This window comes from Acidisarcina polymorpha, assembly GCF_003330725.1.
In the GTDB taxonomy this organism is placed as follows: Bacteria; Acidobacteriota; Terriglobia; order Terriglobales; family Acidobacteriaceae; genus Acidisarcina; species Acidisarcina polymorpha.
In genome coordinates this window covers 6,909,094-6,925,880 of record NZ_CP030840.1, presented here as the reverse complement: position 1 = coordinate 6,925,880, position 16,787 = coordinate 6,909,094, and the positions used below count along the sequence as shown (strand labels likewise).

General features: G+C 54.3%; 10 protein-coding genes, 1 tRNA gene and 1 pseudogene. 4 read left to right on the top strand and 8 right to left on the bottom strand.

Annotated elements, in window-relative coordinates; genetic code table 11:
• Window positions 1-310: 310 nt before the first annotated feature.
• Window positions 311-625, bottom strand: a complete 315-nt coding sequence (locus ACPOL_RS29735; RefSeq protein ID WP_114210381.1) for a hypothetical protein — start codon at window positions 623-625, stop codon at window positions 311-313.
• Between the two features lie 501 nt (window positions 626-1,126).
• Between ACPOL_RS29735 and ACPOL_RS29730 the strand changes: the two genes are divergently transcribed.
• On the top strand, window positions 1,127-1,351 hold the full coding sequence (locus ACPOL_RS29730) for a hypothetical protein (protein WP_114210380.1): 225 nt from the start codon (window positions 1,127-1,129) through the stop codon (window positions 1,349-1,351).
• A 445-nt stretch (window positions 1,352-1,796) separates the two neighbouring features.
• Here the strand turns inward: ACPOL_RS29730 and ACPOL_RS29725 are convergent, their stop codons facing one another.
• On the bottom strand, window positions 1,797-2,918 hold the full coding sequence (locus tag ACPOL_RS29725) for a linear amide C-N hydrolase (RefSeq protein WP_114210379.1): 1,122 nt from the start codon (window positions 2,916-2,918) through the stop codon (window positions 1,797-1,799).
• A 603-nt stretch (window positions 2,919-3,521) separates the two neighbouring features.
• Here ACPOL_RS29725 and ACPOL_RS29720 point away from each other — a divergent pair.
• Window positions 3,522-4,161, top strand: a pseudogene (locus ACPOL_RS29720) (site-specific integrase).
• A gap of 694 nt (window positions 4,162-4,855) precedes the next feature.
• Here the strand turns inward: ACPOL_RS29720 and ACPOL_RS36715 are convergent.
• The 5 genes from ACPOL_RS36715 to ACPOL_RS35205 all read right to left on the bottom strand — a co-directional run bounded on the left by ACPOL_RS36715 (window position 4,856) and on the right by ACPOL_RS35205 (window position 13,623).
• A complete protein-coding gene (locus ACPOL_RS36715; RefSeq protein WP_114210376.1) occupies window positions 4,856-5,203 on the bottom strand; it encodes a transposase in 348 nt (115 codons plus the stop codon).
• The gene (locus ACPOL_RS29705) at window positions 5,181-5,372 is read right to left on the bottom strand and encodes a hypothetical protein (protein WP_114210375.1); all 192 of its coding nucleotides are present in this window, start codon (window positions 5,370-5,372) and stop codon (window positions 5,181-5,183) included. Before ACPOL_RS29705 ends, ACPOL_RS36715 begins: the two co-directional genes overlap by 23 nt.
• A gap of 419 nt (window positions 5,373-5,791) precedes the next feature.
• Window positions 5,792-9,487, bottom strand: a complete 3,696-nt coding sequence (locus ACPOL_RS29700) for a DUF7948 domain-containing protein (protein ID WP_114210374.1) — start codon at window positions 9,485-9,487, stop codon at window positions 5,792-5,794.
• A gap of 2,295 nt (window positions 9,488-11,782) precedes the next feature.
• Window positions 11,783-13,042: an ATP-binding protein gene (locus ACPOL_RS29685; RefSeq protein ID WP_114210371.1), complete on the bottom strand. Its 1,260-nt coding sequence runs from the start codon at window positions 13,040-13,042 to the stop codon at window positions 11,783-11,785.
• Between the two features lie 227 nt (window positions 13,043-13,269).
• Window positions 13,270-13,623: a hypothetical protein gene (locus ACPOL_RS35205; protein ID WP_236657120.1), complete on the bottom strand. Its 354-nt coding sequence runs from the start codon at window positions 13,621-13,623 to the stop codon at window positions 13,270-13,272.
• A 1,377-nt stretch (window positions 13,624-15,000) separates the two neighbouring features.
• Between ACPOL_RS35205 and ACPOL_RS33295 the strand changes: the two genes are divergently transcribed.
• Window positions 15,001-15,085, top strand: a tRNA-Cys gene (locus ACPOL_RS33295).
• Window positions 15,086-15,681: 596 nt separating this feature from the next.
• Here the strand turns inward: ACPOL_RS33295 and ACPOL_RS36710 are convergent.
• Window positions 15,682-15,819 carry a transposase gene (locus ACPOL_RS36710; protein ID WP_414633401.1) on the bottom strand — a complete coding sequence of 46 codons (138 nt, stop codon included), beginning with the start codon at window positions 15,817-15,819 and terminating at the stop codon, window positions 15,682-15,684.
• Window positions 15,820-16,089: 270 nt separating this feature from the next.
• On the opposite strand from ACPOL_RS36710, the gene ACPOL_RS29660 reads away from it, so the two are divergent.
• Entirely contained in the window at window positions 16,090-16,617 is a 528-nt protein-coding gene (locus ACPOL_RS29660; protein ID WP_236657119.1) for a DUF3761 domain-containing protein, read from the top strand.
• Window positions 16,618-16,787: the final 170 nt, after the last annotated feature.

Sequence of the window (16,787 nt, the reverse complement as noted above, 5' to 3'; positions counted from 1 at the left end):
ACACTTTGGCAGTCGATCGACCATACGGTTGTAGTCGGTATCCACCGTCCCCTCCGTAAACAAGTTCTGCAAACGGAACGCCAGCCGAGCGGCTATGGTCCGTTCGCCGGCGTCGCTTTTGAAGAGAAAAGCGTCGCGTTTTGCTGTTTCCGGCAGCGCCGCCCTAAGCAGCTCTTGAACCGCTTCTGATTCCAATGTCACCTCGGATGTTCGTTGACGAACGCCTGCCCCATGGCTACACGGTCCGGAGCCAAGCCTCCGGCGCGCCAGGAGATCTTCAGATGCGCATATGGTCATCCTCACTCGGTGCTCACAGCTGAAGTTGGAAGGGGAAAGGATTGGGCCAGAAACCGAAGAGTAGCAGGATCACGAAGCTTACCACCACGTTTTGATTGGCAAACACACCTTGGAATGTCTTTGCCTCACTGAGTGGATATGTCCTTTGCCACTGAACACCCACGACGAATTCACAAAGGTCTTGGTCGTCCAGGTTTTGTCCGAAGTCAGGTGCCTGCAACTTCAAGGACAGGATCGGTTGATCACCCACCGTGAACTCGCTTACCGGAACTGCTGAGGTCACCACCTCTCCCAGCCCCACATACCCTGCCTGTTTCTGATAGGTCATTACATGATTCCCCGGTTACAACGTACTCAGTGCCCGAATGTACTTTCCCCCACCACCTTCGCAGAGGATCTGGAGATTTTGAAGCAGGAAGCCATCGTCAGATAGCAATTCGGACAGGAAGGTGTTCGTTTATTTTGGGAACGCCTTCCTCAATTTGAGCAGGATGATTAGAACTGCAACCTTATGAGCCGGAGCACTATTCGCAGTCTGATAGCTACACATTGCTACCGGTTGCTATCGTCCTATATATCCAGGCTGTGAGAGTACGTGTCGTTGTTCCCTCCTCGTTCGTTCTGTCGTGTGGGCCTGTCGGCACCGAAGCGGGTCGCGCCGCTGCGGTCTTCAGGCCTCTGCTTTCTTGGCTCCCGCAAAGAAATAACGGCCCCCCGGCCTTGCTTCGCATATTTCTTCGGTCCCCCCGAGAATGCGGCCCCTTGCCCTTGGGAGCTCCCCGATGCCGACACTGGGCGTCCCATACGTCACACCAAAACGGAGACTCAAATGAACGGCACTTTATCCAACCAGAACCGGCGCAGCCCAGGTCGCACGTTGCTTCTCTCCTCCCTGATCGGCCTGTTTCTCATCACCGCTTTGCTGGTCATCGTGGCGCTCTTCGGCACCAAGGACCAATTCGACCGTGCCAAGGAGATGCTTCCCATCCTCGTTGGTCTAATTACTGCGGTTCTCGCCGCGGCAATGGCCTTCTACTTCCCGAAAAAAGAGTGAGATCCCGCCGGCAGGGTGGGGCCCACCCTGCCGGTCAACTCTCAAAACTTCTCCCCTATAGCACCTGCTGCTCCGTCAAAGCGGAACGGCCACCTTTCTAGAAGGGGTTCTCCTCCGCATGGGATATCTTTTCAGGGGTTGCATCACGGAATGCTGTGATCCAACCAGCAGGCATCGGCTTGCATAAACGTCGTTTGCGCAACCCGCTCTGAGAGAGGATCTCGCTGAGTGACTCGGCGATTTACCGCTCATCCAGAAACAGTAAAAGTCTGGGCAGAGATGACTTGTCCGACAGCCGGTTTTAGGTCCCATTGCAGAGGTCAAGTTCTGGGTCATCCGCGCCTCGCTTTACCTCTCGGGTGATAAACGTATTTCGAATATCAAGACAAAACTATGTCGAGGCGGCGCTGACCGTCGACTCGACATAGTGGTTGGCGGGGCATGGCTATTTCGCCGGAGGCTCGTATAAATCGTTCAAATCGGCAAACTCGAACATCTTCGCATCAACAAACTTATCTGTAGCATTCCCGCTGTAAGTCTTCCCGCCGACCAGCTCCAACTTCTTGACCGGCGCGTCCGGCTTGAAGTCCAGATCATCGAGTTTCACCCAGAACGTCGCCGGGGTCATCGCCGAGTCGAACATCACGACGTGGTTCGTGCTATCGCTCACCGTTCGCCAGATCGTCGAGGAGACCCAGGGTTGATCGTCCAGTGAATATCCCAACGGCGTGCCGACGCTGCGCATCACCGAAAGTACCGACATCGCCGCCTGGTACTGGAACTTCTGCTGAGGCGATCCGCTGATGTACTTCGGGGATGCCTCGACGGGGATGGCGCCCGCGAGGAAAGTTGCACGAACAAAGCGGTCCGCTGCGCGCGAGGTGCCCGGCAACGACTTCGACAATCCGCCGGCGTCCTTCCAATATTCCATGATCGCCAGTTGCTGATCGTAGGTCGGGGAGTTGGTCAACACCTTGTACTGCTTGCCGTGGTGGATGACGAGCTTGCCATTGACATACTCGAAGATAGCCGAGTCTCCGGTAGCGTCCGAGATTGCCAAGTGCATGTTTGCCGGGCGGCCGGTAGCCAGCACAATAGTCTGGACGCGAAACTCCTCCTTCTGCAGGTCGGCGACTGCCTCGGCAACAGTCGCATGGTTGTCGAGAACATACTGCGCCCAGGTGCTCATGGAGATCACTTTTCCGCCCGAAGCCGGCTTGCCGTAATCCGACTCGACCAGCGCAAGCAGGTTCGTGACCAAGCCAGCCTCGTTCATTCCCTCAGAGGTCCCGATGTCGTAGCCGGTGACGATGACGCTGCCATATTTGGAAACCCACGAAACGCTGTTTGCGCCACCCCTGCCATCGCGATGCATACCTCTTGGCAGCACCCACATGTTCGAACGCAAATCTTCCCCCCAATCCATGGAGCGGCCGACCATGACCGTTCCATCGTTCGCGACGTAGAGTACCCGTGTGCAGGCAAAAACCGAAGCAGCGGCGGCATACAACGCAATCGAGACAATAAGTCCCATCAGCATTCCGCGAAAATCGCGAATCGTTCGCATATTGTCTCCCGTACAGTAAAGCTGGTTGATGGAGTCGGTTTGGGACGGGCGAGTCGATAACCTTGACTTGGCGAATGACCGCTGATTTTGGCTGGAATTACTGGTGACACCTTCAGGCCACGATCTTCTAAGTTTTCTCACGTTCTATCGCAAGAGGGTTTCAAACCTGTATCACCAAGCATACCGGTTGACTGACGCGAGATCGCAAGTACGCTCACCGACGGCTTGGCAGGCGCCTGCAGAAGCCGGGCGCCAGGGTGGTGATGCGCCAGCAATCCGTAACCGCGAGTTCCCTCGGTTGGCGAGAACAGGCCGAGTCACTCATCGAGGCAAGATTCAATATGGCCGGGCTCCGACCCGCGCGGCAACGCAGCGACTTCCGAGGCTCCTCGCCTGCTTACCGCCGAATGGCGGGCTGGTGGATGGTGACCCAGACGGGCATATCCGGGGGGCAACACCAGGGAAAACCCTTCCTGTGGCCGGGGAGCTGGAATGATTCCAAAATCGCATTTGAAGGGATAACTTCGCCATCGTTTCAAGTGGCGGCGCTAGCGACGACTGCATGTTCCGGAGACCCTGACAGCTGCTGAGTTCCAAGCCTTGATGCTTGGTTTACCTCAAAGGGAGCGCCTGATGGGCACGATATGTGCCACGACGGGTCTTCGGATTGGCGAGCTTCTCGGACTGAAGTGGTCTGATGTCTCATTCACCGATCAGAGCCTCAACGTCTGCCGGTCGTTCGCGGATGGGACGATTGGACCGTGCAAGACCGAGATCTCCCACCAGCCGATTCCGCTGGACAGTTCGGCGGTGGAGCAGCTTCGAGAGTGGAAGCCCGTCTCCGGCTATCCCCAGGGAAGAAGATTGGATCTTCGCCAGCCATCAAACATTCGGCAAGATTCCCGTATGGCCCGACAGTATCCGTCAGAAAATCCTCCAGCCTATAGCGCGAAAAGTGGGGATCACGAAGCGGGTAGGGTGGCACACCTTTCGCCACACTTACAGTTCACTGCTGGCTCATACCGGCAATGACGTGCGGGTGGTTCAGGAGCTAATGAGACATGCCAAGGTGAGCACCACTATGGAAATCTACACCCATGCAGCAATGGACAAGAAGCGGTTTGCCCAGCAGAAGGCTGTCGACCATTTACTCAGCCGCGACAAGGACGGAACCACAGGTAGCAAGCTGTGTTCCCAAATTGTTCCCAGAAACGTGATCCTGTTCCCAGATCACGCTCGCTAAGTCGTTGATGGGATTGGTAGGCACGAGGAGACTCGAACTCCTGACCTCTACCGTGTCAAATCTCGGTGCTTTGTCTGACGATGTATCACCGAAGAAGCCTGAGTGATATGGAGCCATTGTGTTTACAAGGGTTTATTGCAGTATGTAGCCGGCGACATATGCCCAAGCGACATTGAGGGAGGCATGTAGGTATGGGTAGGGATGCGGGGGTTACGACACAAACAACGACACAATTGCCAAATCTCTCTTTCGCTCTACTTGCTGCGTACGTCGAACGATCATTCTCTTGTTTGCAGTGAGAAGCAGAAAAGGGGTGAGGGGTCATTGGGAAGTGGCGAAAATTATCGTCTGGTCTCAGAGACGGCTTTCATTAAAAATTTGCCGCAGAGCATTACACGAGTTTGTGTAAAGTACACTACTTCGCGTAAGGTTGTGGAACAACTCGGTAAGAGGATAATTGGGCGGAGCCGGTCTCCGGCGTTGATCGGACGGCTAATCTCGCAGATTGTGAGACCATCAACTGCGTACATCTCGCAGATGCGCTCGACCACGCGGGCCTCGGCTTCAGGGACAACATATGCGGCCCCTGCCGCGTCGGTTGCGAACATAGCGGTGGGCATACGGAGCAGCGTTCATCACGCTTACCTCACCAGAATGAGCCCGTGTCGCTTACCGCAACTGTCTTGCTCGTGCGCTACGTCGAAGAAAGTCGTTGGCTCCGAGTGTGAGAGTGATGCCAAGCTTTATCATTATCTACCCAAATTGCCGGAAAAGTTTGCTCTTTCGGTACATTGCTACATTGGTTCAGATCGCCGACCGTCGAGGCGCTCACCCGCGGCCCCACTAAGCCTGGGTGATGTTCTCGACGCGGCGCGGCGCGCCGATAGCGCTCGATGATCGCCGTCTTGAAGGGAAGGCTGCGCAGCTTCGGCACCTGCAGGTTCACTTCGCCGGCCCTGGTGCAGCTGCCGCGTGTAACTGGCCGCCGCCCGTGTGTCTTTGCGTCCCTCGGTGCGCTCCTACTTCCGAGCCCCGCACAGATGGTCGGCCTCCGCGGCCAGCAGCCCGTTCAGCGCCTCCTCCGCCGTCGATCGGACCACCGCGCCCAGATGTGCCTGGATGCGCGCATCGACATGAACTGCCAGTCGCACTCGTGCATACGGTTCCAAAGCTTCCGTTGTCCCTGGAACTTGAATGCGGCGGTGGTCCACTTTTGCTCCGCCACGTAACGCAGTTACCGCAGCGCGATTTGGTCTTATCTACCCCCCGGCGCTCATATTGAGCACTTCGTTCTGAGCATTCGCGCTACTGCGCGCGGGCGAATCATGTATTTCGGGGAACTCGAAATTCGGAAGTCGATATCGAAAGGAGAGAGCATCTCCCAGCAATCCAGCGCGATCGCGGTTCAGAAGGGGCCGGGGAAGGCATTTGGCTGGAACTCATCGCGGAGCAGTACAACAAGCTGAAGCGGCGATGATGAGACTCGTTGCTGTTGGCGGTCATGGTCAAGCCAAGACTACAAAAGCCCATCGCTTTCACGGTCATCCTGGGGCGGTACTGCGTTTGCTAACAAAACACGCCTTGGCCATAGCTCACGCAAGTTCAGGCTGCAAGTGCAAGAGGAGGGTAGCTATTTGTTCACCACTTGGACAAGATTCAATGAGATGCTCGCTGCATTGGTCGAGTTACCCATGTAAAAGGCGGTAACGCTGTAGGTGCTAGGTATGAGTGTAGATACCGCAATTGTTGCCGTTCCCTTGCTTAGAGTCGATTTGCCGATCACCGTTGCCCCATGTCTGAAAAGAACGCTTCCGGTAGGCACTCGTCCAGAAGCGGACTTCACAGTAGCAGTGAATATGATTCCTTGCCCCAGGAGCGAAGGATTCAACGAGGATTTGATAGACGTATCTGTGGTGAGGGCCGATGGTTGTAGAGAGTAGGTCGACGAGGATGTTGCGCTTGTAGATCCTCCACTCACCGCAATCGCGCGGATCGTCTCAGTAGAGAAAGCGGTCATCGCTCCGGTGTACGTGCTTGAGTCTGCCGTGGGAGTGGATCCGTCCGTTGTGTAATAGATCGCGGCTCCAGGCGTAGCTGTTTCAATGATGAACTGCGTTGGCAATTGGTATGTCCCAGGGAGAGGATAGAACGTCGGCGCTGCAACTCCGACGACGGTTTGAGGAAGGTTTGTCGAGATGCTTGCTGCAAAAGTCTGGTTACCAGAGTAGAAGGCTGTGATGCTGTAAATTCCCGGAACAAGGGAGCTCGTCGTGAAACTTGCGACTCCACCAGCTAAACTGGCCGTCCCCAATACCACTGCTCCATGCCTAAAAATTACCGATCCGGTTGGACTCGATCCTTCGATTCCCGTCACTTTAGCGGCAAACGTCATCGACTCCCCTGAGTAGAAGGGATTCCTGAAAGAATAAATTGATGTCTCAGTCGGGATTGCTGATGGGATGATATTGTAGGTACCACTCGCCGGTACGCTGCTGACGTCACCCTTTACTGCAATGGCTCTAACCGTTTCAGTCGTAGAAGCAGTGAGCGGGGCCGTGTACCTCATCGACTCGGTTGTGGGGCGCGAACCGTCCGTCGTGTAATAGATCGTTGCGCCGCTCGTTGCGCTCTCGATCTTAAACTGCGTAGCCACTGGGTAGGTGCCTGCCAGAGGGTAGAATGTTGGAGTCGATACGGCTAACGGACTGATCGTTTGAGTCAAGCTGGTGCCGCTTGCGGAGTAAACCACATCGCCAGAATATGTGGCTGTGATCGTATGCTTGCCCATCGGAAGTGAACCGGGCATATAAACAGCACGGCCGGAGCCGTCGAGCGCTTCATTGGCCATCGTAATCCCGTCCACCGTGAAGACCATCATTCCAGTGGGAGTTCCATTGCCTTTCACTGATCTAACTCGGGCAGCGAATGTCACGTCGATTCCCAGTTGCTGTGGATTGCTGTCCGAGGTCAAACTCGTGACGGTAGCGATCGGTGGCACGAAAGAAAACTTGGCAATGAACGCGTTTGACTCAACGCTGCCACTTCCGTTGTAAGACTGATAGGCATTGCTGGTAACAGGAAAGTCAAGCGACTGAGCCGTGCCTGTGAAGTAGACGCTGCCTAAACTATCCGCCGCGATGGCGGATCCTTCATCACCAAAACCATACTCCCCACCGCTACCTCCCAAATAAGTCGAGTAGATGAGCCCAGACCCGTTCGCATTCAATTTGGTTACAAACGGAGCAGTGGTGCTTTGGCTAAATATCGCGACCTTCTGAAAAGCATCGACTGTCACCGGAAAACCCATCTCGGATCCGTTTCCCGCTACGAGAGCATCTCCTGAGCTATCAATGGCGATTCCTTTTCCCACGTCTTCGCCCCCTGTACCCCCAAGGTATGTCGAGTAGATTAGCGCGGTGCCACCCGGATCAACCTTTGAAACGAAAGCAGTGCTGGATCCATCTGGTGGGGCATTGTTCATTTTCTGGAAGGCTTTGCTAGTAATGGGAAAGTCCATCGAGGATGTGCTGCCAGTCACATACGCAGATCCAGAACTGTCTACCGCGATGGAATAGCCGACCTCTCCACTACTTCCTCCAAGAAAGGTCGAATAGCTTAGCCCCGAACCTGCAGCATTTAACTTAGTGACAAATGCATTCGCCTCTAAATTAACAACCTGAAAAGCTCCCTTAGTTACTGGAAAGTCGCTAGAACCCGCCGCTCCTGTCAAATAGGCATTGCCCTTGGCATCGACGGCGATCCCGTTTCCTGTGTCATCGCTGCTACCGCCTAAGTACGTTGAGTAGATGAGGGCCGGTGCGGTCGTATTCAGTTTGGCAACAAAAGCGTTCGAACCTTCTGACATTGACATGTTGTAAGTCTGGAACGCGCCGTCGGTCACTGGAAAGTCGTCGGAGTACGCTTGTCCCGTAACATAGGCATTGCCGTGAGCATCCACAGCAATGGCGAGCCCAGAGTCACCCGGCGGACCTGAGTAGTTTCGCCCGCTTCCGCCCAGGTAGGTAGAGAAAAGCAAAGACGAACCCGACGAATCGAGCTTTGAGATGAAAGCGTTTGGTGAGCCATACTGAGCCCCAGCGTTATAGCCCTGGATCGCATCTTTAGTCACTGGAAAATGGTCGGATGATGTGGTTCCCACTACATAGGCGTCCCCAACTGCGTCGACAGCGATACCATTGCCTTGATCCGCGAAGTTCCCACTCAAAAACGTCGAATAGACTAATGCTGTGCCCGACGGGTTCATTTTGGTTACAAATGCACTGCTTTCTTGGTCATCACTGGATGTCTGAAAGGCTCCCTTAGTCACTGGGAAGCCTGCAGACCATGCAACCCCCGTGACATAGGCATTTCCGCCACTGTCGACCGCGATGCCAAGGGCATAATCTCCGTTGCCTTTATCGTCCCCGCTGCCTCCCAGATAGGTCGAATAAGTTAGAGTAGGATCGATTATCAGCTTGCGACGCTTGTCGTAACCGCCAAGTCTAAACTCAACGGTATTCCCCCCAAGGAGCGCGAAGCCTCCTTTAACCGCCTCCCGTTGACTCGCTTGTTCGCTTTGCCTATCGCTAGTCTTTAGTTGGTACACCACCGGTTTATGGAGAACAACCTGGTTGTTATTGGTGGCGATCATCAGGTCACCTTCAGAGTTCAACTTCAGCTTATCTTGCCCACTAAAATGCAGCTTTATTTGATTTGGATCAGCGCCTGGGGTGACCTCAAAGTCGAACTCCAATTGCCGTTGATTGCCGTAGTAGACGAGGTCGATGCCTGAATAGACTGCAGGGAACCTCACTTTGGCAAAGGTCGGTACATCCGTGCGCCACTTCGCCGGATCGTTGCCGATAAAGTAGTTTGCGTTGCCTGGTAGCCTATCGGTACCGATCATCGGCCGGCCATGAGATGCCCCTGCTAGATCCATTCGCAGAACGTCCGTTTTGGTCTTCTGCGCAGTTAATGCCCAGGCCCCCCCAAGTTCGGATCGTTGCTTACTTCTAGCCACATTAGGTGTCGGCGCTAACGCCAAGACGGCCGAGGTGTCAGTAAGAAATAGGGAATAGCCGGATCCGCGAGAGAGAAATTTCACCTGAGGGTCGCTCTGTCCTTCGTTGGCTTCAAAGCTCAAAACGAGTTTGCCGTAGGAGGTTGCGATCGCTGCTTCATCCACTTTCGCCATGGCGGGGAAGGAGCTTTTGGGAAAATTGGTCGTCTCAGTCTTCGACCCTAATTGCGAGTGGCCTAAGGCTAGACCCAGCGATAATTGGATGTAAACGAAAACCAGCGAACGTAGGAATGGAACGAGTGTCATGCGAGCTCCAGGCAGAAAGTGGAAAATCTTCAGTGTTTAATAATCAGAAGAACTACGATCCCGGAGTCAGACAAGATAGCCGCGCTTATAGTGGTCTAACCAGCATCGGAAGTCAAGAATGAAAACACAGCTTGTTTCTTGGAGATGTTTCCACATGCTTACCGATGAGACATATTGCGAGAGCGGGTGAATGAAAGCCCGGCAACGCTCAGGCCTGATCCAAAGGAAAGAAGACCCCCGAAATCAGACGCCTCTGCCGAAGGGGAAAAGCTCTCTAAATCGGAAATTGCAAAGGCGACTCGGCATCGGCAGAACCTCACCCCTCGCCTGGAAAACTCATGACCGCTCAATGCAACTTGCTATCCGCACAAAGGGGATTTCGGCGCATAGCAACGCGTACGGGGGGAAAGGACTCTCCCCAAGCTTCTCTGCAAGCAGATCCAGGGTGCGTTGAGTCCATTTAAATTCCACAGCGTGTTCGCCGTTTATTTGCTATACACTGATTTCATTTATCCGGGGCCGAATTCGTCCTTTCATGATTTCGTGATCACGTGCAAGCGCTGCGGCGAGCACCTGGCGGCCCGCATCCAGACAATGCCCGATGACTGGATCATCGAGACTTGCCCGTTTTGCCTTGAAACCCGGCGCTACCTTTCGCAGGAGATCTTTCGGGGGAGAATATCCCACAAATACGCTGCACTCAGTGTGCGCCGTGGTGCTTGAGGTGGGAGGCTACAACGAACTCCCGGACTGGCTCGGCAAGCGCAGCAAGGCTTCGACGGAAGCGTTTAGAGAGAAGCTCGGATAGGCAACATCGGGAAAACGCTTCCAGTTCACCACGGACGGTTTTCGGCCCTACATTGACGCCACAAGCACCATCCTTGGCACTCGCGTCCATTTCGCTCAGCTCATCAAAGTGTATGGCGCTCCCCGCGAAGGTGAGCACCGGTACACCCCCGGCGAAGTCTTGGAGGCAGTCCCAATCCGGGTCACAAGCCTGACCCGAAGCGCATTTGCACGTCTCGTGTCGAGCGCCAGAACCTTAGCATCCGCATGGGTATGCGCAGCATGACGCGCCTGACCAACGGCTTCAGCAAGAAATGGGAGAACCTGGAAGCCGCATAGCGCTATGGTTCGCCTATTACAACTTCTGCCGGCTTCACAAAAACTCCGCCTGTCACTCCCGCGATGGAGCCTGGCATCACCGATCACATCTGGACTATCGCGGAGTTGATTCAGTAAGGAGAGCGAGGCTTTTGCATCCATTGCCAAACCCAATCCTGAAGCTGTCCCCCCTCTATTTTCTGGGGAGAGATCAACTTTCAAGACCAGCACTGAACATTTCGCCTTTATCTCGACATCGGCAACGAGCATCTGGTACCACTGGTCTGGTGTCAGGGTGACCATACGATCCAATAACTCTCGGTATATCTAATCCAGTCAGCCTCAGTGTTGATTATGGGTTGAATCCTGTGTCCTGTCTCAACTGAAGACATAGATGGCGGAATATAAAAGAAAATATGCAGATAGTGATTCTTGGTTAACCCGGCGAGAAAAGCGCCAATCCCCGCGAAGTCTGATTTTGTGCTCATTGCGCCTCGTCCTGATTCCCGACAGAAAGTTCCATTTTAGGATCAGGGATCGGCGGCAAGTCTTTTCCTGGCTTATAGTCCTTTGCTCCAAGTACCAGCGCTTGCCATTGCACAAGCTGGCCCCCTTCGAGCACGCTGCCTCTGGATTGCGAACCACTACCACTAGGATTGCCCCGACAAGCATGACGCACAAAAGCGCCACTGTGCCGATAACAACCATCCCAAGAGTCGGTGTCAGTAAGATCCCTCGCGCAATGACGGCGGTGGCGACGATAGCCACTATCCCAAGCCAAGTCAGCTTACCCACGGGGCCGCTCCCAAACGTGATTTTTTGGAGCGACGAAGCGACAACTTCTTTTCGAGGAATTCGTCGATAGGGTTGGAATCGGACAAGTGCAATGAATGATAAACGAGATCACGCACTTTTCAGACACTACCCCGGTAGTGGGTGGTGGGCCAAGTGGAAAACACATGACCCACTACCTGGTAGTGTCTCAGTTTGAAATCCACTGCCCTTGCGCCGGGCCCCAAGGGTGGACGGGACAATGAGTGATGCCGAAACGTCCTCGCGATCCGAACCAGCTCGCTAAGCTGATTGTGGACATCGCAACGGGTGAGGCTCAGGACACGGTGAGCCCAAAGATGCGCAATCGATCAAAGGTTCGTGGAAGGGCGGGCGGACTCAAGGGCGGCATAGCTCGCGCTAAAGCTCTATCGCAGGATCAGAAGCGGGAGGTAGCAGTGAAAGCTGCGCAAACGCGGTGGAGCGCTCCGAAGGCGGAATAAGCTGTGCTTCTTTAATCAGATTCTCCGCCAATCCCCGCAGAATCACATACGGTTCCATCAGGGGCGCAATAAATCTATATTGCACCTTGCGCGGAGGTCCCCGCCTTTCCAGAATAGGGCCGTGAGTTTCTTCGCAAAATTCTTTTAGGTGCTTGGCAAATGCTGGAACCTTGTAAATCTTGGTCGTGATGCATCTCAGTGGCTCCATTACATCTCTGGCGAAAAACATTCGTTGCTCATTCTTGAGTGCTAGAGCGCAGGCAAGCAGGACTGGCTTGTAATTGTTTCCGCGAGGGGCGGAGACGGCGCGATTGTAGGCTCCAAGCATGGATTCCAGTTGGCTATCTACAGCCTGCTTTACGGCGTACTCAAGATCGTCAATCACGATGACAGTCCGCTCGGCATCCACAGCATTCAACGCAGCTTCCCTCGCGAGCAAATGGGCGTAGAACGGAAGACCGTGGGAGTAGTCCGCGATTCGCTCTCTAACGTAGGGAAGGATGATCAGCGGCTCGCATTTGAATAAACCTTTGTCTACAATTTCTAGCAATTCAGCCTTTGACATTCGCTGCATTGGAACTTGAACGAGTGCACGTTGGATCGACTCGTGCTCGGCAATGAGTTGCTCAATCGTGTCCGCAACTCCTACCAAAATCAGAGTGGTATCAATGGCGTTGTCTGAAAGGGTTTTGATTGTGTCAGCGAGTCTGGTTTGAATATCGGGATCGCCCAGCCGATCCAGTTCGTCGATGACAACAATGCTCGGCCCACTCATGAGCTGGAAGGTCTCTTTGATGTTTTCTGGACTTGGGTTATCAGGAAGCGCGTCTTCAAGCGAGAGGGTCACGTCCCTGTTTGGTTCGTAGGTCAACTGCTTAAAAACCGAGCGCCAGATGTCGCCAAACTCGGTTTCCTCGCTACAGTTAACGCGGGCCCGCTGATACTTGAACTTGCCCATCATCACCAAAAAGTCATATATCGTATTCGCAAGGGAAGTCTTCCCGACGCCTCTTTCCCCAAAAAGAATCGCGTGTTGGCCTTTTTGAAAAATCGTTCCCATGACCCGCTCTCTCTGCTTTTTGCGGCCCGCAAATAAGTCTTTGCTGTCGATCGGGGCTCCGGGCGTGAAGGCTTCGTGAATTTCGTGCATTAGACGATATTTTTGGGTTTCTTCCATCCGGCAATCTTACCTCCGTTCGCTGTCAGGTTTCTTGCGCTCGCTGTCACATTTTTCTCGTTCGCTGTACCCGCGCCACCCTAATTACGGATTGAAACTGAACTTTATGGCTAAGAATTCATTGTTGTTAGGTTCATGAACCGCCTGTCCACAGAAGACCGGGCAAAGATCGTCGGGATGCTGGAAGAGGAAGCAGGCTCCGCGCCACTAGTCGGATGGCCGATGTTTCAATCAACACCGTCGCCAAGCTCTTGGTGGATGTTGGAACGGCTGCCGCAGGATTCCATTATCGGGCCGTCCGCAACGTCAAGGTGCACGGTTTGCAATGCGATGAAGTTTGGTGCTCCGTTGGTGTGAAGGCAAAGAACGTTACCCTCGAACAGAAATCGATGGGTCGGGGCGGACGATTGGACTTGGACGGCAATCGACGCGGACACAAAAGCTGTGCCTGAGCTACCTAGTAGGCGCTCGGGATAGTGGATGAGCACGATTTCATGGAAGATTGTGTCAGCCGCATCAAAGGCTGTCTCCAACTCACTATGGACGGGCACAAAGCCTATCAGGAGGCTGTGAGGGCGCATTTGGCATGGATGTAGACTTCGCAGTGCTCCACAAGATTTACGGAGCGCCAAGCGAGTCTGAAGCGCTACTCGCCAGCCCAGTGCATTGGCTGCGGAATGAAGACGGTCATTGGAAACCCCGATCCGAAGCACGTAAGTACATCATTCGTGGAACGCCAGAATTGGCGCTGCCGTCGCCTTGACGGATGACCTCTTCAAGCAGGATAAGCTCCCGGCGGCTCGTTGTTTCATCAGCTTGCCGCAAAGCGGAGGACGAACGCTGACGGAAGACCCCGCAAAGAATCCTAGTAGAATTCTTCCATTACAAAACGAAAGCCCGGCGCGAGGCGGGGGCATTCGGTGATGCGGCTGGATACCCTCTTTGTATGTTTATTCTCGCGCCTATGCAATGGTGCGAATGGAAAAGCAGGCGGATTGCCCAGACTTGCCCCCGCTTACGCATGATGCTCTTCGCGAAGTCGAAGCTATAGGACTTCGATTGAGAAGGCGCCTAAGCGAGTGTGACCACTACGATAATGTCGATATTTCGCGAGCAATTGACTATTCCCGTGCTACCGCTATAGATCTTTACGACTTTTACCGCGAGGTCTATTCACAATACCGGGAATATAAAGCGTACTGGCATTGTGCAGCCGAGAGGCAATCACTGGGCCGAGTTCTGCGATGCATCGACAACAATTACGGCGTGAGGGATGCATTTACCAAAGCACATTGGGATGGCCTCGTACAGACCATAACTGCTCATGCCGCTCGAAACTACATCGAACGCGTCGTGACCTCGACTCCCCATGCCAATGCACGCCCTTCAGTTTTCGTTCCTCTTTCTCCACAGAAAGAGCTGGAAAGAGATGTCTTGGGAATAGATCCAGATTCTGAATCGCCACTTGTGATGAGGGCCCCTGAAGCCGTTCTTCGGAGAGGGGAGAACTTGCAACCCGTCACCGATGAACGACGCGCATTGGTTGATTCCTACCGGGCTACTTTTCCCATCGCAAAAATCAGAGACATTTGTTGGGCCGCTGAGCAGCACTACCGAGAGTGGAAGCGGTGGATTCACTACGAAAGCAAAGACGGGTCTACGCCTGACAGAGCATTTCGCCAGGTCTTGACTAGCGGTAAGGCACCCTCAGTGCTCCGCTCCCCACCTAGACCCAAGGGGTGGGAGTAAAGGTTTCCCCTGTTTCCCCCTTGTTTATCCCCTGCTTTTTCCGAGTATTTCCCCGGTACTGTTAAGCATTTCCCCTCTCGACCTTCCCCGGTGATGGCGCTTTATTGTCAATCACATGGGAAGCAATTTACACATTCGAGGGCCACCACTACATGCTCAGAAACACCAACGGGGAGCATTTGGAAAATGCTCCCCGGCTGTACTGATGCGCGGGCGTGGTGGAAGAATACTAGCGGTCTGCAAAACCGCCGTCCTGTCGAGGAATTGTGGGTGCAAGTCCCACCGTCCGCGCCATGACAATAACACCCTTCAGCGTTGAAAAACAGCTAGCGCTTACGCCGTCCAATCCGCAAAAACGATGACTTGCTACCTCTGCCAAGTCAACTGCCAGCGTTTCGGAAAGCACCGCAACGGACTCAGTCGCTTTCGTTGCCCGAACTGCAAGAAGACGACACCGACTGCTTGGCGGCACCAAGGCGAAGCGCCGGACACTTTGCTGTGCTTGCCGAGATGGTGAGCAAGTACCGGCTTCGTGTTGCGCTCCATCGCTACAAAGCAATACGCATCGCCAGTTCCAGGCCTTCCTGATCTGATTTGCGGCCTTCCCTCTTGCGGACAAGACCCCAGATTTCGTCCGCCTCTACATCCTTCACGTCTAGGTAATTCGATCTTTCGGTGCATCATCCGTTCGCACTTTGTTCCGAATGGCACATATACCAGGCCGTCCGATAGGAATCGATGCCGAGATGCTGTTTGAGCCGGTTTGCCGAGATGTCTTTCTTTGCGTCTACAAAGATGGACAAAGCCATGAGCCATTTTGCCAGAGGAAGATGAGAGTCGCCAAAGATTGTGCCGGATGTGGCTGAGAATTGCTGGGCGCGCAGGTCATCCTAAGGCATTGGTAGATTTGGCAGGCATTGGTAGATTTGGCCGCGCTTGTTCTTGCTTCCACCCTTACGGCTGATCTTGGAGATTTTGTCGTTTCCGCAGACTGAACACCGAACTCCATCGGGCCAACGCATCGCCACGAGTCTCGTGGCCACGGTCGCGGCGTTTTCGCGTTATGCTCGCTGTGGCCTTATGCCGTGAGATATACGCAACATTGATGAGGTTTCTGCAGTGGCCTGTTGTCTGGTGCGCCAGCTTGTTCGCCATCACAGCGGGGGGCCCGCGTAGCTTCTGCTTGTTGCAATAAGGCGTGGCGTTAGCTTTGATGCCGAACGGCCATGGCTTTTCGGCCCGGATATAGCCTCGAATCTGGTATGATGGCGCGCGGCAGGGGAGTCTCCCTGAAACCTATGCGGAATGAGGTTCTTCCATTGAAATGGCGGCTCAACATACTCACTTTTGCATTGATGGTTCTGACTTGCCTCATTGGCAGGGCACAGGCGCCCGTCGGGGCACCTGCAGGCTCTAGCGGCCAGTGCAATGATGGAACATTTTCAACCAGTGCGACAAAGAAGGGAGCATGCCGCGGTCATCAGGGAGTCAAAGTCTGGTATGCAACCGCGGAAACAACTCCCACAGGTTCCGCTCAACCCGCACCGGCTGCCGCACCGGCCACCGCTACTAACGCCCCCACACCTTCCTCGGTGTCTCAGCAGAGCGCCACTCCAACTTCGACCAAGGCCCGCAGTAGCGCTGCATCGGGAACGCCAGCGCCAGGAGGTGGTCCTGGTTTGGTATGGCTGAACACTTCCAGCAATGTCTATCACTGCCCGGGAACAAAGTACTACGGCACCACCAAAGTGGGAAAATATGTGACCGAAGCGGATGCCAAGGCGGCTGGTGCTCACGCGGATCATGGAAAAGCTTGTGCGCAGTGAATTTGGATAAGCCTAGGAAGTGATCGCTCAGCCGCGCTCGATTTACACGACTCTGTGTATAGTTCCACGAACCTTCAGTTCGCGCCGTTCCACGTGGCACCTTTCGTGTCACACTGGTGCTATGAGACGGCGTGGAGAGAAGCTTTGCCCGGCCTGTAACGACAGGCCGC